21 protein-coding genes and 1 other annotated feature are annotated in these 21627 nt (G+C 40.8%); of the genes, 7 read left to right on the top strand and 14 right to left on the bottom strand.

Annotation, left to right across the window (positions count from 1 at the left end; translation table 11 throughout):
• Positions 1–626: 626 nt before the first annotated feature.
• From msrA to ACTVAI_RS09440, 7 genes are all read right to left on the bottom strand, one after another.
• A complete protein-coding gene (msrA, locus tag ACTVAI_RS09470) occupies positions 627–1145 on the bottom strand; it encodes a peptide-methionine (S)-S-oxide reductase MsrA (RefSeq protein ID WP_443486511.1) in 519 nt (172 codons plus the stop codon).
• 49 nt (positions 1146–1194) lie between these two features.
• Positions 1195–2496, bottom strand: a complete 1302-nt coding sequence (gene serS / locus ACTVAI_RS09465) for a serine--tRNA ligase (RefSeq protein ID WP_443474214.1) — start codon at positions 2494–2496, stop codon at positions 1195–1197.
• Positions 2497–2552: 56 nt separating this feature from the next.
• Positions 2553–2775 (bottom strand) — a binding site (T-box leader).
• Positions 2776–2825: 50 nt separating this feature from the next.
• A complete protein-coding gene (locus ACTVAI_RS09460) occupies positions 2826–4163 on the bottom strand; it encodes a serine hydrolase (RefSeq protein ID WP_443486510.1) in 1338 nt (445 codons plus the stop codon).
• Between the two features lie 64 nt (positions 4164–4227).
• The gene (locus ACTVAI_RS09455) at positions 4228–5352 is read right to left on the bottom strand and encodes a sensor histidine kinase (RefSeq protein WP_443486513.1); all 1125 of its coding nucleotides are present in this window, start codon (positions 5350–5352) and stop codon (positions 4228–4230) included.
• Positions 5353–5372: 20 nt separating this feature from the next.
• Complete coding sequence (locus ACTVAI_RS09450) at positions 5373–6065, bottom strand: response regulator transcription factor (protein WP_443486509.1); 693 nt, start codon at positions 6063–6065, stop codon at positions 5373–5375.
• Between the two features lie 220 nt (positions 6066–6285).
• A complete protein-coding gene (gene guaB / locus ACTVAI_RS09445) occupies positions 6286–7770 on the bottom strand; it encodes an IMP dehydrogenase (RefSeq protein WP_443474211.1) in 1485 nt (494 codons plus the stop codon).
• 128 nt (positions 7771–7898) lie between these two features.
• Entirely contained in the window at positions 7899–9356 is a 1458-nt protein-coding gene (locus tag ACTVAI_RS09440) for a DEAD/DEAH box helicase (RefSeq protein WP_443486508.1), read from the bottom strand.
• 182 nt (positions 9357–9538) lie between these two features.
• On the opposite strand from ACTVAI_RS09440, the gene ACTVAI_RS09435 reads away from it, so the two are divergent.
• Together ACTVAI_RS09435 and lepB are read left to right on the top strand one after the other, a co-directional pair.
• On the top strand, positions 9539–10126 hold the full coding sequence (locus ACTVAI_RS09435; protein ID WP_443486507.1) for a DUF6448 family protein: 588 nt from the start codon (positions 9539–9541) through the stop codon (positions 10124–10126).
• A gap of 42 nt (positions 10127–10168) precedes the next feature.
• Positions 10169–10666 (top strand): signal peptidase I, encoded by a 498-nt coding sequence (gene lepB / locus ACTVAI_RS09430; protein WP_443474208.1) that lies wholly within the window; start codon positions 10169–10171, stop codon positions 10664–10666.
• A gap of 66 nt (positions 10667–10732) precedes the next feature.
• Here lepB and ACTVAI_RS09425 read toward each other — a convergent pair whose 3' ends face one another.
• The 7 genes from ACTVAI_RS09425 to ACTVAI_RS09395 form a co-directional block, all read right to left on the bottom strand.
• A complete protein-coding gene (locus ACTVAI_RS09425) occupies positions 10733–11425 on the bottom strand; it encodes a DUF1129 domain-containing protein (protein WP_443474207.1) in 693 nt (230 codons plus the stop codon).
• Positions 11426–11459: 34 nt separating this feature from the next.
• Positions 11460–12557: a redox-regulated ATPase YchF gene (gene ychF, locus ACTVAI_RS09420; protein WP_443486506.1), complete on the bottom strand. Its 1098-nt coding sequence runs from the start codon at positions 12555–12557 to the stop codon at positions 11460–11462.
• 26 nt (positions 12558–12583) lie between these two features.
• On the bottom strand, positions 12584–12790 hold the full coding sequence (locus ACTVAI_RS09415) for a DUF951 domain-containing protein (RefSeq protein WP_443474205.1): 207 nt from the start codon (positions 12788–12790) through the stop codon (positions 12584–12586).
• A 14-nt stretch (positions 12791–12804) separates the two neighbouring features.
• Entirely contained in the window at positions 12805–13695 is an 891-nt protein-coding gene (locus ACTVAI_RS09410) for a ParB/RepB/Spo0J family partition protein (protein ID WP_443474204.1), read from the bottom strand.
• Entirely contained in the window at positions 13685–14449 is a 765-nt protein-coding gene (locus tag ACTVAI_RS09405) for a ParA family protein (RefSeq protein WP_443474203.1), read from the bottom strand. Before ACTVAI_RS09405 ends, ACTVAI_RS09410 begins: the two co-directional genes overlap by 11 nt.
• A gap of 190 nt (positions 14450–14639) precedes the next feature.
• A complete protein-coding gene (rsmG, locus tag ACTVAI_RS09400; RefSeq protein WP_443486505.1) occupies positions 14640–15356 on the bottom strand; it encodes a 16S rRNA (guanine(527)-N(7))-methyltransferase RsmG in 717 nt (238 codons plus the stop codon).
• Between the two features lie 3 nt (positions 15357–15359).
• Positions 15360–15806 (bottom strand): immunoglobulin-like domain-containing protein, encoded by a 447-nt coding sequence (locus ACTVAI_RS09395; RefSeq protein WP_443486504.1) that lies wholly within the window; start codon positions 15804–15806, stop codon positions 15360–15362.
• A 230-nt stretch (positions 15807–16036) separates the two neighbouring features.
• On the opposite strand from ACTVAI_RS09395, the gene ACTVAI_RS09390 reads away from it, so the two are divergent.
• The 5 genes from ACTVAI_RS09390 (at position 16037) to ACTVAI_RS09370 (ending at position 21627) form a co-directional block, all read left to right on the top strand.
• Complete coding sequence (locus ACTVAI_RS09390; protein WP_443474200.1) at positions 16037–16876, top strand: ABC transporter permease; 840 nt, start codon at positions 16037–16039, stop codon at positions 16874–16876.
• A complete protein-coding gene (locus tag ACTVAI_RS09385; RefSeq protein ID WP_443474199.1) occupies positions 16869–17648 on the top strand; it encodes an ABC transporter permease in 780 nt (259 codons plus the stop codon). The genes ACTVAI_RS09390 and ACTVAI_RS09385 overlap by 8 nt, the downstream gene beginning before the upstream one ends.
• 18 nt (positions 17649–17666) lie before the next feature.
• Entirely contained in the window at positions 17667–18704 is a 1038-nt protein-coding gene (locus tag ACTVAI_RS09380) for an ABC transporter ATP-binding protein (RefSeq protein WP_443486503.1), read from the top strand.
• Between the two features lie 16 nt (positions 18705–18720).
• Entirely contained in the window at positions 18721–19785 is a 1065-nt protein-coding gene (locus ACTVAI_RS09375) for an ABC transporter substrate-binding protein (RefSeq protein ID WP_443474197.1), read from the top strand.
• Between the two features lie 168 nt (positions 19786–19953).
• Complete coding sequence (locus ACTVAI_RS09370) at positions 19954–21627, top strand: adenine deaminase C-terminal domain-containing protein (RefSeq protein WP_443486502.1); 1674 nt, start codon at positions 19954–19956, stop codon at positions 21625–21627.

Here is a 21627-nt window from a genome sequence, read left to right as displayed (position 1 = left end):
AGGATCAAACTCTCATTAAAAGTGGGCTCTTGTACAGAAACCCTAATGTTTAAGTTGATTGCTCTTGTTGTTTTGCTGACTTACTTGTGTTGCGACACTTGCGTGTCGGCTTAATGTGCATCCGTTAGGATGCCCTGCACGTTTGGTTCGTTCATTCTTTGTTCAGTTTTCAAAGGTCAATCCGTTATCACGTGTTACGTGATGTTTCGTTCGTGACAACTTCTATATAATAGCATCTTATCAACTCGGCGTCAACACTTTTTTGAAATTATTTTTTCAAAAATTTAGCGACGCTCCAAGTGAAAGCTAAAACATCATATCATCTTCTTGAATAACTTGTCAAGAGAAATTAAAATGTTTTTTTCGTTTGTCAAACAATATGTATTGGATGACTAACGGAATTTCATGATACAACCTTTTCTTTCTTTTTGCAACCCTTTTTGCACGTTATTTTCGACGTACATTATTGATAAAGCCCACTAACATTCGATATTGACGAACGTTTTTAAAACAAGTGGAATAGATAGTTCCGATTTGGATAATAAAAATGATAAATAGCCTATGATTAATTTGCTTTTTGTTCAAAAAAAACAAAAAGCACAAATTTAAAATTTGTGCTTTTATTATTACCAATGGCTTTTTATGTAGTCGTCGCGCCCAGACATTGTCCGATACCGGTTATAATGCGCTGAAGATTTTTTGTAAAAGTCTTGGTGATACTCTTCTGCGGCATAAAATGGTTGCGCAGGTTCGATTGGTGTAATAATCGGTTTTTTAAACCGTCCACTCTCTTGAAGCGCCCGTTTTGATTCTTCTGCAATCTCTTTTTGTTCAGGTGAATGATAAAAAATCGCGGGGCGGTAAGAATTTCCTTGGTCAACGAATTGACCGTTTGGATCAGTTGGATCTGTTTGTTGCCAATAAACCTCTACTAAATCTTTATACGGAAAAACTTCTGGATCAAATGTTATTTGTACCGCTTCCGTGTGGCCTGTCTTTCCGGTACAAACTTCCTCATAAGTTGGATTTTCAACATGGCCACCCGTATAACCTGAAATGACAGATTCAATTCCTGGTAAAGTATCAAACGGTTTTACCATACACCAGAAGCATCCACCAGCAAACGTTGCTTTTTCAAATGCCATCGTTTAAACTCCCCTTTCTTTTGGGGTTATTTTAACATATATAGAAGAATTATTTATTCCCTAATGCATTTTCCTTCGTAATCTTAGTGATACCACCCATATATGGAACCAAAACTTCTGGAATTGTTATTGACCCATCTTCATTTTGATAATTTTCCAAAATAGCCGTTACTGTACGTCCCACTGCTACACCTGAACCATTTAATGTATTTGCGTATTCCACTTTACCGGTTTCTTCATTCCGGTAACGAATCATCGCACGGCGCGCTTGGAAATCTTCCGTATTTGAACAAGAACTGATTTCACGGTATGTGTCTTGTGCTGGGACCCAAACTTCAACGTCGTATGTTTTTGCCGCTGAGAAGCCCATGTCTCCTGTACATAAAACAATGGTACGGTGCGGTAGACCTAAATTACGCAAAACAGCTTCTGCATTATCGGTCATTTTTTCTAACTCTTCATATGATTCGCTTGGTTTACTGAATTTAACCATTTCAACTTTGTGGAATTGGTGCATACGGATCAAGCCACGTGTATCACGGCCTGCACTTCCTGCTTCAGAACGGAAAGACGGACTCATCGCCGTAAAATAGACTGGTAAGTCTGCCTCGTCCAGAATTTCATCGCGGTAATAGTTTGTTAAGGGTACTTCAGCTGTCGGAATCAAAGTAAAGTTGCGTTCATCCGTCAATTGGAAAACATCTTCCTTGAATTTAGGGAATTGACCTGTCCCAAACATTGAAGCTTCATTTGCGATATAGGGAGGAATCACTTCTGTATACCCGTGTTCACCCGTATGTAAATCCAACATATAATTGTAACAAGCACGTTCCAAACGCGCACCCAAGCCTTTGTAGAAAACAAAACGAGAACCTGTTACTTTAGCAGCACGTTCAAAGTCCAGAATTCCTAGAGCTTCTGCAACTTCGTAGTGGGCTTTCGGTTCAAAATCAAAACGGCGTGGTTCGCCCCATTTACGTATTTCCACATTATCTTCTTCATCCGCTCCGACCGGCACAGATGCATGCGCCACATTTGGCAAACGAAAGGCAATATAGTTAATTTTTTCTTCAATGGCAGCCAAATCTGCATCCATTTGCTTGATTTGGTCACCCACTTCTTTCATTTGAGCAATTTTATCATCTGCATTTTCTTTATTGCGTTTCAAAGTTGCGATTTCTTGGGATACTTGATTGCGGACCTGTTTCAAATTCTCCGCTTCAACAATTTTCCCTCTGCGTTCCTCATCCAGTTGTTTCAACTCCGTTAAAACTTCGGCTGTAACACCACGAGCAGCCAGTTTCTCTGCCATTTCATCATAATTTTCACGAATTCTCTTAATATCTAACATCTTTTTCTCCTCCTAATCATATAAAAAAAGCCATTCCGCCCCAATAGATAACAATCTATTGGGACGAAATGACTTGTCATTCGCGGTACCACCCAGTTTCGGACACACGTATGCATCCGCACTTTAGACGATAACGGGGGACCCGAAACAATTTAAGCAATTGATTTGTTTTCATTGTTTGCTTCATGCGTGGATTCAATAAAGGCATCTATCGGTTTTCACCCACCACCGACTCTCTAAAAGACTACCATTATTTACTATTCACATGCCTAGCTTTTTCTTTGTTTTAATTATCATCATTTTACTTGATTAACAGCCATTTCGTCAACTTAGTTAAAGAAACCACCGATAAAATCAGTTACTGTATTCCATCCTTGAGAAGCAGTGCTCGCTATCCAGCGCCATGCCAATACGAAAACATTCGCTTTTTCGACTGTGCGCTCAACTGCTACAGCTGCTTCATTTTGCGAACCATCCAAGTAACCCAGATCATCACCTTCAATTGAAAGAGTAACATTTCCGACTGTCGTTCCCTTCTCAATCGGTGCTTCTACCTGGCCATCTTCGTTCAACAAATCAGGATTCAAGGACATTTCTGTTTCAACTTTAAGTTCTTCATCTGTATTCGGTGTCACAACAAAGACATCTTCACTGTAAACCAACCCTACTTCTTCTTCTTTACCTTTTGCAATTGCCAATGGTTCTTCAGTTTTTACTGCATCCCCTTTTGCTGCAATTTGGACTTTTTCAAAATTATCAAATGCAAAATCCATCAAACGTGAAGTTTCTCCGAAACGGACAGAATTGTCTTCCGCACCAATCACGACTGTAATGACGCGTCTATCTTCTTCAACTGCAGTTCCTGCAAAAGAAGCGCCAGAAGCATCGGTTGTTCCTGTCTTCAAACCATCAACGCCAGTGTGTGCGTATGGTTGGTTTGGCAACATCAAGTTATAAGTCATCATGTGGATTTCGTCTCCGGAACCCTCCATGAAAATTTTATCCTCAATTTTAGCTGTTTCCAAGATTTCTGGATAGTCATCCAACAAATGATCGGCCACAGTGGCAATGCCACGTGCTGTCATTTTATTTTCTTCATCAACAGGGGCACCTGGGTAAAGGTTTCCTAACTCATCTGCATAGTGGTTAGGCAAACCCGTTGTATTAAAAAGAGAGTAGCCTGTAATTCCCCATTCATCCAATTTCGCTTTCATCATGTCAACAAAAGCATGTTCAGTTCCGCCAATCAATTCTGCTACAGCAATTGTTGCGCCATTCGCTGAATAAATGACCATTGCTTCATATAGGTCTTTAACAGTATAAGTAAAATCTTCGCGTAAAGGAACATTAGATAGTTCATAGTTTTGACTGATGGCTACGGCATACTCACTGACTGGAACAGGTGTGTCCCATGAAATGGTGCCGGCTTCCACAGCCTCATGCACTAAATATAGAGGAATCATTTTTGTCATTGAAGCGATATAAAGGGATTCATCCCCGTTTTGATCTAATAGAATTTTATTTGTTTCATTATCAATTACGAAAGCTGCCTCAGCAGAAACTTTAATTGGTTCTACAGCTGCTGATGCTTCTGGAACTGCTACAAGGGTACTGGCTAATACAGTTCCAGATAAGAGGCCGATTGTCCATTTATTATATTTAATCATTCTTCTACTCCATTCACTAAAGTTACGTTCTTATGTTAGCGGAAAAACAGCAAAAACACAACATTTAGTTGGGTGTTTGTTCCAATGGCAAACGCATCACAAATTTTGTTTCATTTTCATTGGATTCTGCATAAATGTAGCCTCCATGCAAGGCTACGATGCTCTGAGCTATGGCCAACCCCAAACCAGTTCCTCCTGTTTGATGAGAACGGGAGGATTCCACCCGGTAAAAACGGCCGAATAGCTCTTCCAGGGCTTCTTCGGGTATTTTCGGCCCATTATTCTTCACGGAAATGAGCGCTTCAGAACCCACTTTATCAACGACAATCTTAATCCAGCTGCCACCTTTCCCGTACTTCAGGGCATTGGAAATCAGGTTACTGAACACTCTGGCAATCTTATCCACGTCCGCTTCGATCATTAATGGTTCGCTTTCCATAATCACTTCAATCGCCATTTCTTGTTTGGCAGACTCTAGTTCAAATTCTGCAGCCATCTGTTCCAAAAAATTGCCCAGATTAATTCTCGTGTAATTCAAGGGAGTAGAAGTTTGCCTCACCTTCGTATATTCAAATAAATCGTCAACAAGCACTTTCATTTGTAACGCTTTTACATAAGCAATATGGATATAGCGCTCGACATCTTCGAACGTAGAATATTGTTTGTCTTCTATTAAACCTAAATACCCGATGATTGATGTTAATGGGGTCCGTATGTCATGGCTGACGTTCGTTATAAGTTCATCTTTCGATTGTTCAATCTTCCGTTCTTCTTCCATCGCCTCCACAGTACTCTCCACTAACGTATTGATACTGTTGACAACATCATTCATATCCCCGTTTAAATCAGCTTCAATCCGATGGTCAAAATTTCCTGAAGCGATGTAATGCAGTTCGTCCAGGATATGGCGCAGTTGCATTTGTTTATAGCGACGGAACAGACGCCACCATGTAAAGAAAACAGAAAACAGTAACGCTGATACGAGAATAATAAATTTATATTCAATCACTATGAAATCTATAAAGAGGATAACATCCCACAAAGAGTGAATTTGCGGTAAAAACTCTGGGGGCGATTGAACAACCTGATTAAAAATCAAATAAAAACCCATCAACAGGAAATACATGATCGTCATGGTGACAATCGCTTCAAAGATGAGCTCACCGAGTTCTTTTCTAGTTAATTTCAATTTCAGCACGCCATTTGCCCCTATTCTGAAATTTTATAGCCGACTCCCCAGACGGTTTGGATTACTTTTTCACCGTTGGTTGCCTTTTCGATTTTATCGCGTAGATGGCTAACATGTACCATTACTGTTTTGGCTGAAACAATACTTTCTTGTAACCATACCCGTTCAAATATCTCATCCGCACTAAAAACACGATTCAAATTACTTGCCAACAAATATAAAATGCCGAATTCCAAGGCAGTTAATTGTATTTCTTTACCATTCAAGGTTTTAACTTCATGCGACTCTTTCTTGATAACAAGCGGACCAACTTCAATAACATTGGCTTCTATTTCTTGTTGGGTAACCGAAGAACGGCGTAATAATGACTTGATACGTGCCATCACTTCAAGTGGATTGAAGGGTTTAGAGACGTAATCATCAGCACCAGAAGTTAGTCCTTGAATTTTATCCATATCAGTAGATTTTGCACTTAACATCAAAACCGGTATTTGATTATTATCTTCTCTAAGCTCTTTCAAAACAGCGATGCCATCTTTTTTCGGCATCATGACATCCAGGATAATAAGCTGGATATCCATATTTTGTTTTAGCAATTGCAGGGCTTCTACTCCGTTATAAGCTTTTATAGCTTCATAGCCTTCATTTTTACAATAAATACTTAGTAAATCTACAATTTCACGATCGTCATCAACAATTAATATCTTATCCATAAGTCACCTCATTGTGCATATTAGTTGTTGTTAGTTTACCAGAAAAAGCTAAAAGATTCGTTAAGAAGCAAATACTTGAAGGAAACTTTAGAAATAATGGATGGGGATGAATTAAGCCATTTTGACCTTATTTTTTATGGGAAATGGTTTAATTGATTCTATCAAAAGACGTCCGTTCCCATTGATTCGGGAACGGACGTCTTTTTACTACTTTTAATTATTAGTTTCCAAAAGAGTAGTTTGGTGCTTCTCTTGTAATTTGGATATCGTGTGGATGAGATTCAACCAAACCGGCACCTGACATACGCATAAATTGTGCATTTTCGCGTAATTGTTCTAAGTTAGCTGCGCCAACATAGCCCATACCGGAACGAACGCCACCTAGCATTTGGAAGATAATATCGCCAACGCCGCCTTTATAAGCAACGCGACCTTCAATCCCCTCAGGAACAAGTTTGTTAGCTTCATTTACGCCACCTTGGAAATAACGGTCGCTTGAACCTTTTTCCATGGCTGCCAAGCTACCCATTCCGCGGTACGTTTTGAAACGACGGCCTTGGAACATTTCAAATTCACCAGGTGATTCGTCCGTACCCGCCAACATACTACCCAACATAACAGCATGTCCACCGGCAGCCATTGCTTTTACGATATCTCCAGAATACTTAATACCACCATCAGCAATAATCGCTTTTCCGTATTCACGTGCCACACCTGCAGCATCATAAATAGCTGTGATTTGTGGTACCCCAACTCCTGCCACCACACGTGTTGTACAGATAGAACCAGGTCCGATACCTACTTTAACAACATCTACACCCGTTTCGAACAAGGCACGGGTCCCTTCAGCTGTCGCAACGTTACCAGCAATCAAGGTTGCCTCTGGGAATTGGGCACGAATTTCACTAATTTTACGGATAACACCCGCACTGTGACCATGAGCAGTATCAATGACAATTGCATCAGCACCAGCATCGAGTAATGCTTGAGCACGTTCAAAAGTATCAGTAGTCACTCCTACAGCTGCTGCCACCAATAAGCGACCATGGCTATCTTTCGCTGCATGCGGGAATTCAATAACTTTTTCTATATCCTTAATAGTAATTAAACCAGCAAGTTTGCCTTCACCATCAACCAAAGGTAATTTTTCAATTTTGTATTTTTGCAAAATGTTTTCTGCTTCTTTTAATGATGTTCCAACAGGTGCCGTAATAAGCTCCTCTTTGGTCATAACATCACCAATTTTTTGAGTGTAATCAGAAATAAAACGTAAATCACGGTTTGTAAGAATCCCAACTAATTGGCGTTCTTCCATATGATTCACAATCGGAACACCACTAATGCGGTATTTTGCCATCAAATGTTCTGCTTCACTTACCAAATGATCTGGTGTCAAGAAGAAAGGATCAATAATAACGCCACTTTCTGAGCGTTTTACTTTGCGAACTTCGTCTGCTTGCGCTTGGATAGACATATTTTTGTGGATGACGCCTAAACCGCCATTTCGTGCCATGGCAATGGCCATTTCGGCTTCAGTTACAGTATCCATGCTTGCACTTAAAATAGGGACATTCAAGCGGATATTTTTTGCCAATTGAATTGATAGATCCACATCATTCGGTAATACATGACTTTCTGCAGGTATTAATAATACGTCATCAAATGTGTATCCCTCTTTAGCAAATTTTGTTTCCCAGTTCGACATTTTTTGTTTCCCCTCTCCTTTGGTTGGTACGATTTTTTTATGTTTTAACTTACCACCCACGAAGATAAACGTCAAGCTTAAGAATGAAAAAAGCCCCGCATTTTTTTGCGGGACTCCTTAGGTATTTTCTATTTACGGGCTTTATGGACTTTCAAATTTTTCCCTTTTACAGTCCGATCTTGCATTTCCGAAATAACGTAAGGACCTTTTCCATTTAAAACCTCAACATATGTTACATTTTCCTGGATGGTGATAATACCGATGTCTTCGGCCGTAATGCCTTTGATATTCGTTAATGTACCAACAAAATCAACTGCGCGAAGTTTTTTCTTTTTGCCACCATTGAAATAAATCTTGGTGATGTCTTGATTTAACTCTTTATTACGGGCGACTCTTGGTTTCATCCGTGTTTGGTTTTTCTTGTCAAAAGCAGCCTTTGCACGCGCAACGATACGTTCAGAAGGGGCGACAATCTCTGTAACGGCATCTTTATCTTCAAATGCGTAGTCAAAAACTTCCGCCCAACGGAATTTGTCATTCTCACTAACCAAAGTTAGTGCTTGCCCCATTTTACCTGCACGTCCAGTCCGACCCGTTCGGTGAATAAAGCTTTCTTTTTCAAAAGGAACATCATAGTTAACCACATGTGTGATGTTTTCAATATCGATACCACGTGAAGCGACATCCGTCGCCACTAAGTAACGAAGTTTTCCTGAACGAAAATCATTCAGTACCGCTAAACGATCTTCTTGATCCATACCGCCATGCAATTTATCAACGGGTAGACCTGCTTTACCTAAGTAAGCATCCACTGCATCAACAACATCTTTGGTATTACAGAAAATGATGCTGGCATCTGGATTTGCAATCGTCAATAAATTTAACAGTAATTTTTCTTTAGGGGTGTCTTGCACTTTAATATAAGAATGCAAAATACGCGGTGTATTCTCTACTGACTTTGCCATTTTTACAGAAGCGCGATTTTCATGCATATAGAAACTTGCCAATCTCTCTACTTCGGCCGGCATGGTGGCTGAGAATAGCAACGTTTGACGACTACTTGGCAAGTAGTCAATCACGGATTCTACTTGTTCAATAAAGCCCATATGCAACATTTCGTCTGCTTCGTCCAGAACCAAGGTACGGATTTTTTCTACTGAAAAGGTTCCTTCTTGAAGGTGTTCAAGTATCCGACCCGGTGTTCCCACGACAATATGACTTTTTTGCTTCAATTCGGATTTTTGTGTTTTAAAGGATGACTTACCAAATACCGCAGTCACCTTAATTCGCTTCAAACGGCCGATATTCATGATTTCTTCCTTGATTTGTAACGCTAACTCCCGAGTCGGGACAAGAATCAAGGCTTGCGGTTTATTTTCTTCCCAAATCGCATCTTCACACAATGGAATACCAAATGCAGCTGTCTTGCCACTACCTGTTTGTGATTCCACAATAATATCCTGTTTTTCTAAAGCCAACGGAAGCACCTGTTCCTGCACCGCTGTTGGGTTGTAATAACGCAAACTCGTGAGTGCTTTCAGTATTTCGGGACTAATCCCCATCGATTCAAATGATTTCTTTTCCATATTTTCCTACTTTCTTTTCTTTGCTGGACCAGTATATCAGGATTGGAGACAAAAGAGTATTTTTTTCTTACGAGCGTTATCCTAACGGCCAGATAAACCTTTAAAAGTTTCAAACTCATGGTTTTGTGATATAACAAGGGCATAAAAAACAAAAAACACATAAAACATAAGGAGGAATTTTCATGCAAATCTTAATGGTCGTAGTCGTATTGTTTGTCGTCGCTCTCTTTATATTCTTGATGCCAATAAATGTTAGCGCTCACTGTGACACCTATGATGGGCCTACCGCAACCGACGCCAGGAAAGCATTGGAAACAGGAAACCTCAATTATGCCTTGAAATGGCTTGCTCCGGAAGATGAAGAGGAACTCACGAAAATCTTCGACTTAAGCCGCAAAGTCCGAATACTCAGCCCCGAGGCCCAGATGTTGGCTGATCAATATTTCCAGGAGAGCGTTATCCGAATCCATCGTGCCGGAGAGGGTGCACCCTTCGAGGGCATGAAACCAGCGGGTGTACCGGTTGACCCAAGAGTCACTGCCGCAGACAAGTGTCTAGAAGTTGGGAATCTGTCACCTTTTGAAGGTGTCCTTCCGAAAGAGGAAGTAGCAACCCTTGAAGGGAAATTTCAAAGAGCCTTGAAATTGAAGGATTACGACATCAACGACCTTGATGCTGCCCGGGAATACATCGCAGCCTACGTCACCTTCTTCAAAAGCGCGGAAGGTGAAGAGCATGATCATGAACATCACCATGCTCATAAACATTAACGGCCATCTATATCCTACTACTATTGAAGCCAGGTGAAAAAAATGAATGAGTCCCTATTTTTTAACATCATCACCATCATTCTACTTGCTGGAGTGGCAGCCCAGTTTATCCGGCGCTACCTTTTCTTTGTGGCTAGGGTCTCCTCTTTATCCATGTCTCCCTTACTCAAACCAAAGCAGAGACTTCTGACCAAGCGCCTATATGCCTACAACAAGGTGCACCGTGGTGACATTGTCATTTTTCATTCCCATGAACTTAACCAGGACGTGATTAAGCGAGTTATTGGTCTACCGGGAGACAGTATCGACATCCGAGAAAATGGTACAGTTTATCTCAATCAAAAGGAACTGGATGAACCATACACGGCGAATCCGAGTGGTGATGGAGGAAACTTCATCGTTCCCAAAGGAAAATACTTCATGCTTGGCGATAATAGAACCATTTCCCAAGATAGTCGCCATTTTGAAGATCCCTATATTGCCCAAAAAGATATGGTAGGAAAAGTATTCTTTTCCTGTTATCCATTCCACCGGATTTAACGGAAATATTTAAATACAAAAAAGTGGAACAACACCATAAAAACGTGTTGTTCCACTTTTTATACTTTAGAACAATCCACCTGTGATAGTGAATTTTTTCTTCAAATAGAATTTAAGCGCAAATCCAAGACCACCAATTACTAAATAAGCAGGTGCTGACAAGCTAATATTGATGGCTGGTGGCACTAATGCCATTGTCGCCGTCATCGCTAGCATCCAGAAAAGCATGGCAATCGTTGTAGCCGCAATATATTTTCCGTAACCTTTTTTGCCTTTTGGCGCGTTAGGGTCTGGTTGGTATTTGGAAATAACCAACATGGATAATCCACCCGCAATAAAATTCAAGATTAAGCTGATAATTCCCATACCGGGCTGTACGTTAGCATCAGACGTCAATAAGGAAATCCCTGAAATCAACGCGAAGATTGAACCCAATAGGAGGCCACCATCGATGGCAATCAGCCAGTTTGGTGAGCGCTCTGGCACTATACTCTCTTCATGTTGCTGCAGAATGTTTTCTGCGCATTCAGATACAGTTCCATATAATTGGCGTGCCGTCGTACCACTTTTTTGATTTGAGACAAGCTCCGTCATCATTTTGTTATATAAAACATGTTTATTTTCTTCGTCGTAGTTAGCTTGTTTTAAAGCACGATCAAGACCAACCATGTATTGCTCATTACGTTTAGTAAGTTCACTCCACAAGGCATTGTTTTCATTCTTTAATTGTTCAAGTGTTTTTTCTGTATTCTCTGACACGTTTAGAGCCTCCTAGAATTTCTTACGCCAAACATTATACATTAAAGCGGAATAACATAACATCGCCATCTTGAACAATGTACTCTTTTCCTTCAGAGCGAACTTTACCAGCTTCTTTGGCTGCACTCATGCTACCTGCCGCTAATAAATCATCATAAGAAACTGTCTCTGCACGAATAAAACCACGTTCAAAATCTGTATGGATAACACCAGCAGCTTGCGGTGCTTTCATACCTAAACGGAAAGTCCAAGCACGTACTTCTTTTTCACCCGCTGTGAAATAAGTACCCAATCCTAGCAATGAATAGGCTTTTTGAATCAATTGATCCAATCCTGACTGTTCAATCCCAATCTCACGCAGGAAGTCAGCCTTTTCTTCATCTTCCAGTTCAGCCACTTCTTCTTCGATACGCGCACTGATCGTTACTACCTCAGCACCTTCTGAAGCAGCAAACTCACGTACTGCTTTAACCATTTCGTTTTCAGCGTCGCCCACTTCATCTTCAGCAACGTTTGCTACATAAAGAACAGGTTTCGTTGTCAAAAGGAAAAGACTCTTCACAAGTGGTTCTTCTTCCGGTGTAAATTCCACTGTACGCGCTGATTTACCAGCTTCCAAAGCTTCTTTCACACGTTCCAAAATGGCTAATTCTGCCAAAGCATCTTTATCTTTTGTACGAGCAATTTTGCTGACACGAGTATAACGTTTATCGATGGACTCCAAATCTGCAAGAATCAATTCCAAATTAATGACTTCAATATCACTTAACGGGTTCACTTTACCGCTGACATGAGTAATATTTTCATCTTCAAAGCAACGCACAACATGACAAATTGCATCAACTTGGCGAATGTTGGCCAAGAATTTATTTCCTAGCCCTTCACCTTTACTGGCACCTTTTACGATTCCGGCAATATCTGTAAATTCAAAAGTTGTCGGAACAGTCTTTCTAGGTTTCACCAATTCTGTTAATTTTTGTAGACGCTCATCTGGTACTTCAACGACGCCGACGTTTGGATCGATAGTCGCAAACGGATAGTTTGCCGCTTCAACTCCTGCTTTCGTGATTGCATTAAATAATGTGGATTTTCCCACGTTTGGCAAACCCACAATTCCTGCTGTTAATGACATTCTATTCCACTCTTTCTATTTGGTGCTTATTCAGCATCTTCTGCCTTCACCAATACTTTTTTCATTTTCTTCTCAAATTCACGACGCGGCATCAAGACCAACTGTCCACACTTCTGGCATTTAATGCGGATATCCATCCCCATCCGAATAATCTCCCAGGAGTTACTTTGGCAAGCATGTGCTTTCTTCATTTCCACGATATCGTGTAAATCATACTCTTTTTGGTTCACCAATGGCAACCCCCTTTTCAATCTTCAAATTCAATCGCTAATAAATCCAAAATGCGATTCAAATCTGCAGGTGATAAATACTCAATTTCAATTTTCCCTTGTTCGCCTTTAGGGGTAATCTGCACAGCAGTTCCAAAACGATCCATCAAGCGCTCTTCGCTTTCGATGATATAAGAAGGTTTCTTGATTTTTTCGCGTTTTTTCTTTTCTTTACGCTGGGTTGGTTGTGTTAATTCTTGGACCAACGCTTCTAAATTCCGTACGGTCATGCCTTCAGCTACCACGCGTTTAGCCAATTCACTGATTTGTGTTTGATTTTTCAATCCCAACAACGTCCGCGCTTGCCCCATTGTCAAATCACCGTTGCGAAGAAGCTTTTTAACATCTTCTGGCAGCGTTAATAGACGCAGGTAGTTCGCCACATAAGGACGGCTCTTGCCCAAACGTTGCGCAACATCGGCTTGTGTTAGCTTCAGTTTCGTCAACATCGTTTGATAGGCTTCCGCCTCTTCCAATGGCGATAAATCCTCACGCTGTAAGTTCTCAAGAATAGCAATTTCAATCATTGCGCGTTCATCGAATTGACGGACAATAGCCGGAATCGTTTCTTTTCCAGCGAGACGCGAAGCGCGTGCACGCCGTTCCCCGACAATAATTTCATAGCCTTTTACTGCTGATTTCCGTAAAATAATCGGCTGGAAAACGCCATTTATTTTAATGGACTCAGCAAGCTCCGCCAGGGCCGTGTCATCAAACTCTTTCCGTGGTTGGTAAGGATTGGGACGAATTTCGTCCAACTTTATTTCTTCCACTTTTTCGGTTTTTTCATCAATTTTTTCGATGTCACCAAAGTTTGTAAATAAGGCATCAATGCCGCGGCCTAACCCCTTATTGTTTTTACTCGGCATCTTCTAGCACTTCCTTTGCAAGTTCTATGTAAACTTCGGCACCTTTCGAACGGATATCATAATCGACGATTGATTGACCATAACTTGGTGCTTCGGACAAACGGACATTACGTGGAATAATCGTGTCATACACTTTTTCTTTAAAGTATTTCTTCACTTCTTCAACAACTTCAAAACCAAGGTTCGTACGTGCATCCAGCATCGTCAACAGAACACCCTCAATTTTCAAGTCTTGGTTGAAATGTTTTTGAACCAGTCGGAAAGTATTCAGTAATTGACTCAAACCTTCCAAGGCATAGTATTCACATTGAACAGGAATCAAAACTGCATCACTCGCTGTAAACGCGTTGATAGTCAAATGCCCCAGTGACGGTGGACAGTCGATAAAAATATAATCGTATTCAATACTTAATTTTTGTAAAGCTGTCTTTAGTCGCGCTTCACGGTGTGGTTGGCTTGTCAATTCAATTTCAGCCCCTGCTAACTGGATAGTTGCCGGAACGACCCACAAATTTTCCCGAGATGATGGCTGAATCGCTTGTTCAATCGGAATTTGATTAACGAGGACATCATAAATATCATCGTTCACATCCGCTTTGGAAATACCAAGGCCGCTTGTTGCGTTTCCTTGCGCATCGCTATCAATCAATAGCACTTTGTTCCCTAGGTAGGCTAACGCCGCTGCCAGGTTGACGGTCGTTGTCGTTTTACCAACGCCACCTTTTTGATTTGCAACTGCAATGATCCGTGTCATTTACTTTCCTCCAGTTCTAAAGATGATGCAAAAAAAAGGGAAAAATAAAATGCGTATTTTTCCCTTTCGCATTTTTTCAAAATGACTGCATCATTTATCGCTCTTGTATAATATGATTTTCTACAGACAAAATAATCGAACATTACTTGATTATTGTACCAAAAACCAAGGTAAATTCATACCCTCTTCCTTATAGTGGCTTTTTATTGGGCAGACCCGGTTTGCGCGGATATTTTTTTGGCGTGTCTTTTGTTTTTTTGATGAGAACAATATGACGCTCGCCTTCCTCTTTTGGCAATTCAAAGGCGTAATCTTCTTCAACTTTACCGCCCAAAGTTGCAATAGCAGCCTTGGCGTCATCAAGTTCCTCTTGAGAACTTGATGCCTTCATTGCCACAAAGTAGCCCCCTTTTTTTACCAACGGTACGCATAGTTCGCTTAAGACACTCATGCGGGCTACTGCTCGTGCTGTTACAATATCATAAGCCGCACGATGTTCAGGGTTTTGTCCAAACGTTTCGGCCCGATCATGGAAACAACGTACACCTTCTAGTCCTAATTCTTTAAAAAGGAGTTCCAAAAAGGAAATGCGTTTGTTTAAAGAGTCAACAATCGTGACTTTGATTTCAGGATAGGCGATTTTTAACGGGATACTAGGGAAACCTGCACCTGCTCCGACGTCACAAAGTGCCACCTCACCCTTCAATACATCGGTATGCAATCCTAGCGTGATGGAATCAAAAAAATGTTTCAAGTAAACTTCATCTCGCTCGGTAATAGCCGTCAGATTAATCTTTTCATTCCATTCAACCAGTAATTCATAATAACGATTATATTGTTGCATTTGCTTTTCACTCAATTCGAGCCCCAGCTCTGCAACTGCTGTTTTAAATTCTTCAGGATTCATCTTTTACTCCATTTCTATTTCAAATTCTGCTGTCAATGTTTCGCCCGCAATATCCTTTATAATGCGGTAGGTACCCGGTTCAAAATCATGTTTTAAGAGCGTCATGTTTAATTCTTCGGTGTTGGTTGCATCTGGTTCCAAAATCAAGGCAATTTCAATCCAGGCCATTTCATCTTCAAATGGGAAAATAACCCATTCATTGCCGTCCAGATACTCAACACTAAAAGCAACCCCATAAAACAATTCTGCTTCTGATTTATTTGTGATCGTGACCGCAATCGATTCAATATCAGTTGGGTAACTTGGTTCCGCCGTTTGCATCGTAACCCCTGAAAGATGGTTTAGATCGGCAGGCTTGTACGGACTTGGCTCAAAAGCGGTTTGTTTGCAGCCTGCCAGTAGTAAAGTTGTCAATATACTTGTGATGAACCAACCACTACGCTTCTTCATGTTTCTTCCTCCGCTCATGTGTACGTTCTTTCTCCCCATTATACACGATAACCACCTAAAAAAGAGCAGAAATGAAACCAACCCCACTTTCTCCTCGAAAACACGAACATTAAGTATATTTATATTGCCTTATATTCGTTTTGGGGTTGATAAAAAGTTCATCAGACCTTATAATTTCCCCATATATTATATTTTCCCATATATTTGGGAAATGGAGGAGGATAATGTTCGTGTCATCCAAAAGCTCTCCCTACCTCATTGTGGCTCCGGGATTGATCTTGTTGATTGTCTTTTTAGTTTTGCCGTTGCTTTCGATTGTTTGGCCAACTGTTTATGATGGCGGTTTTACACTCGATTCCTATATCTCTTTTTTTAGTAGTAGTTATAATATTTCTATTTTATGGCGAACTGTTAAGTTATCGTTGATTGTTACTTTATTAAGTGTTGCATTCGGTCTTCCAACAGCTTATTACATCGCTCGCAGCGATCGTAGATGGCGTAGCCTGATGATGGGATTAGTTTTATTCCCTTTGTTAACTAACTCTGTTGTTCGCAGTTTTGCCTGGATTAACATTCTTGGTACAAACGGTATTATCAATCGTAGTTTATTGGCTATTGGTGTGCTTCAAGAACCCATGCAACTACTTTATACGGAGTTTGCCATCACGATTGGTTCTTTATATTTATTTTTACCTTTAATGATTACAACATTGGTTGGCGTTTTGGAAAACATTGACTCCGAAATTGTAGAAGCTGCCGAAACATTAGGTGCGAACCCGCTGGTTGCTTTTGTAAAAGTTATTTGGCCTTTAAGCATTCCAGGGGTAATTATCGGTAGCATTTTAGTTTTTACTGGTACTCTAACCGCCTACACAACCCCGCAACTACTCGGTGGTAATCAAAACATGATGATGGCAACTTTCCTGTACCAAAATGCTATGAGTTTAGGTAACTGGGAAAATGCAGGGGTAATTGCTTTGATCATGATTGCCACAACCATGCTAGTTATGAAAGGTTTTAATTTGCTTGCTGCCCGTATTGATAGAAGAGGAGGCGACCTCAATGCGTAAACAAAAAGGGCTTGCGCTCTTCGCATTAGTTATTTTCTTATTTTTATTCTTCCCCTTGTTTATTATTGTCGTCACATCTTTCGGGGAAAATCCAACGATTCAATTCCCAATCGAAGGTTTTACACTGGATTGGTATGCAAATGTATTTAGAATTAGCGGCTTTATTAATAGTTTCTGGCTGAGTTTAAGAGTATCTTTATTGGCAACTTTTCTGGCCTTGATCATTGGGGTACCGGCTGCTTACGGGTTATCCCGTTATAACTTTCCTGGTCGCACTGCATTAAAGAGTTTCTTTTTATCTCCAACCATCATACCTGGCGTGGTTGTAGGTTTCTCTTTATTCCAGTTCATCGTTATTCGGTTACAGCTGCCTATATTTCAAGGGTTATTGTTGGGTCACTTTTTAATTAGCTTACCCTACATTATTCGCGTTGTTGGTTCCAGTTTAGAACAGTTGGACTTCTCAATTGAAGAAGCTGCCTGGACTTTGGGAAGTACGCGATTGACAGCTTTCTTCAAAGTCGTGTTGCCCAATATTTCATCAGGTATTTTCGCTTCATTTATGCTGGCTTTCATCAACTCTTTCAATAATATTCCGGTATCACAATTCTTGTCTGGTCCAGGTATCACTGCTTTACCGACAAACTTAATGAGTTATATTGAATACAACTATGACCCTACTGTATCCGCACTTTCAGTGTTATTGATGATTGGAACAATCTTGATGATGATTCTAATTGAAAAAACGCTTGGACTTGCTTCGATTTCGTAAAGAGGAGGATGCCAACTAATGGCTTTTGTTAATTTAGAGGATATTCGCGTTAGTTATGATGGAAAAGCGGATGTTCTGAAAGATTTACGGTTATCCATCGAAAAAGGAGAATTGGTTTCCCTGCTTGGTCCTTCCGGATGTGGAAAAACAACAACCTTACGTGTCATCGCAGGTTTAATTGAACCAAATGACGGTACTTTTGTAGTCGACGAAATGGAATTGACTAAAGTACCCGTCCACAAACGTAATTTCGGGATGGTATTTCAATCCTATGCTCTTTTCCCACATTTAACGATTAAAGAAAACGTCGCCTTCGGATTGAAGTTGCGCAAAGAAAACAAAACCGTCATTGATGAAAAGGTTAAAAAAATCTTGGAAGTGACCGGTTTAGGTGATTTTTCCGATCGGTATCCAAAACAACTTTCCGGTGGCCAAAGGCAACGCGTTGCCTTAGCGCGTGCTTTGGTAATCGAGCCAAAGTTATTGTTATTGGATGAACCATTAAGTAACTTGGATGCCAAATTACGCGTCACCATGCGTATGGAAATCAAGCGCATCCAGCGTACACTTGGGATTACAACGGTTTTCGTCACGCATGATCAAGAGGAGTGTTTCTCCATCTCCGATAAAGTAGCGGTCATGAACAAAGGCGTTATTGAACAATATGCTTCACCTGAAGAAATTTACTCAAATCCGAAGACAGAATTCGTAGCTCGCTTTATCGGCTTTGAGAATTTTATCCCTCTCCAACAAGAAAAAGAGCAGCTTTATCGTGCTGAAGACGGCACACGATTCCAAACGAATAGCGATAATAGTGGTCAAGCAGTAAAAGCAACAATCCGTCCGGATAACATTTCCATGCACCGTGAATTAGCAGCGGCTGATAATGTCCTGAGTGGTACCGTTCGTGTACGCACCTTTTTAGGCAAGAGTTATCAATATGAAGTTGAAACAGCCGTCGGGAACTTAATCGTTAACGACGAAGACGCTAAGCTTTATCAAGCAGGCGAGACCGTCCGTTTGTATTTAGACCCAACAAAAATAATTTTGGTATAAAAAAGGAGAACTAAACATGAAAAATTGGAAAACAGCTTCCCTATCTCTAGCAGCAACTTTATTATTAGCAGCATGCGGTAACTCCGGTTCAGAAGCAGAAAGTTCTGCAACAGCAGAAAACGGCGGTGAATTGATTGTTTCCACATTTGCGTTGAGCGAAGATATCATTAAACGCGATGTTTTTGATCCTTTCTCAGCAGAAACAGGGACTGAAATTACTTACGAAGTTGGGAATTCCAGCGAACGTTTCACAAAACTGCAAAACAACCCTAATTCAACAATTGACGTTATTGAATTATCACAAGCGAATGCAGCAACGGGTGTCGCAGCCGGTTTGTTTGAAGAATTGGACGAAACTAAAGTTCCGAACTTGTCTAAGTTAGTAGGCGGTGCGAAGGATGCAGTTGCAACTTCAGGAGCACCTTATACCATGAATAGCATTGGTATTATCTACAACGAAGAAGCTGCCGGTATGACAATTGATGAGTGGTCTGATTTATGGGATCCTTCATTGGCAGGGAAAATCTCAATTCCAGATATTACAACAACTTTCGGTCCTGCTATGCTGCATGTTGCCAGCGACTTCAAAGGTGTCGATATCACTACCGATAATGGCGCGGCAGGTTTTGAAGCTCTAACTGAGTTGAAGCCAAATATCATCAAAACATACTCAAAATCTTCTGACCTTGCGAACTTATTCCAATCAGGAGAAATCGTGGCAGCTGTGGTTGGGGACTTTGCTTACCCAATCATTTCTGAAGCAAACCCAGATGTTCAATTCCTCGTTCCTGAGTCTGGTACATACGCAAACTTTAACACATTGAACGTCGTCGCTTCATCAGACAACAAAGATGCTGCTTACGCATTCATTAACTGGAAGCTAAGCCAAGAATTACAAGCAACAACAGCGGCATCCTTGAACGAAGCGCCAACAAACGCAGATGTTGAATTGGATGAAGAAGTAGCCGCAAACAAAACTTATGGTGATGTGGCACAACGTGCAAAAGCAATTGATTTTACATTTGTGAATGAGAACCTGGAAGACTGGATTAACCAGTGGAATGAAACATTGAATCAATAAAAAGACTAAAGAGGCAGAACTTTTCTGTCTCTTTTTTAGTAAATCGATGTATGGGTGCGGCGTTTAGCTACCGAACGAGCCTAGAACGCCGCTTTTTTGCGAAAAATGCGGCGTTCGTGGTTTTTTTATTGTCTAAACGCCGCATTTCAAGCTGGAAGGAGAACGTTTATGATAGATTTGTTGATTATAAATGCACGTGTCTTTAACACTTTTCTGAAATCATTCGAAAACCAACACGTGTCAGTAAAAGACGGAAAGTTTTATTACATTTCCGATGAGGATTTACATTATTTGGAGCCGAAAGAAATACTGGATGCTCAAGGAAAATATATGATTCCCGGATTAATTGATATTCATATGCATATTGAAAGTTCGATGGTCCCACCTGCTTCATTTTCCCCAACCGCCCTTTCACATGGGGTTACGACGGTTGTAGCTGATTCTCATGAGATTGCCAACGTGTTTGGAATTGAAGGAATTCAGGCATTCATGGAACAAGAAACGGAAATGGATATTTTTTATGCCATTCCGTCTTCTGTGCCCTCAACAACATCGGACCGTGAAACAACGGGGGGCATCATTGGCGTATCCGAAGTCAGCGCCTTGTTACAATATCCTAATGTGATTGCCTTGGGGGAAGCAATGAACTTCAAGGGTATAACCAGCGAACCCCATTCATTAATCCGACAAATTTTACGGGAAACCCAAACTACAAAACCATTCATGCCGCTAGAAGGACATATCCCCCGTGTTTCCGGTGAAGACTTGGCGAAATTTATGTTTGTCGGTTTGACTGCTGACCATACCCATCAATCACCGGAGTCGATTTTGGAAAAAGCCAAGAACGGACTTTTTCTGGAGTTTCAGAAGAAATCAATCAACCCGGAAAATATGGCCGTCATTAATCAGTATAAATTATACGAATATATGGCCATCATTACCGACGACATCATGGTTGACGATTTCACCAAGGGCCATTTGAATGAGAATGTCCGTTTAGCAATCGAAGCAGGACTACCGGTTGAAGAAGCAATTTACACTGCCACTTACACCCCGGCACGAAGAATGGGTTTCCAAGACCGAGGTGCCATCATGACCGGTTACCTAGCTGACTTTATTTTGTTGGATGACCTTGAAAGCTTTAAAATTGCGCACGTTTATAAAAATGGGAAACGCACCTCTCCCCATCATCCTGTTATCGCATTTCCAGATCATTTTTATGAATCTGTTCAGTGTCGCCCCTTGACAAAAGAAGACCTACAATTCAAAGTTGAAAAAGAGATGCTCTGCAATGTCATTGCGATCCAGGAAGTCGGAACATTTACCGAACACGTACAAAGAACGCTCGCTGAAAAAGATGGCTTTTTAGACTGGGAAAACAGTGGTCTGGCTTTAATTGTAGTAATGGAACGTTATGGAAAAAACGGAAATATCGGGTATGGTTTCGTCGAAAATGCGTTGTCTGAAAAAGGAGCCATCGCAACGACTTGGGCGCATGATCATCATAACTTGATGGTAATGGGAACATCCATTGAGGATATTCTTGTTGCCCAACAAGCTGTGTTAGCCATGCAGGGAGGATATGTCGTAAGCGCGAACGGAACCGTGACCGCAAGTTGTCCTTTACCAATCGGTGGTATTTTGAGTGATGAACCGGTTTCGGTCCTTGGAGAAAAACTAGGTGATGTCCGCCGGGAAATGCGACATTTAGGATACAAAAACACCAATGAAATTATGTCATTCTCTACCTTATCCCTGCCCGTGTCACCTAAATTGAAAATAACTGACTTTGGAATGATGGATGTCCACACTCACGAACTCATTCCACTAATGGAGCGCTAG

The organism is Jeotgalibaca sp. A127 (assembly GCF_052266745.1).
Lineage (GTDB): Bacteria > Bacillota > Bacilli > Lactobacillales > Aerococcaceae > Jeotgalibaca.
Note: the sequence above shows the minus strand (reverse complement) of the source record. Positions and strands in the feature narration are given on the sequence as shown.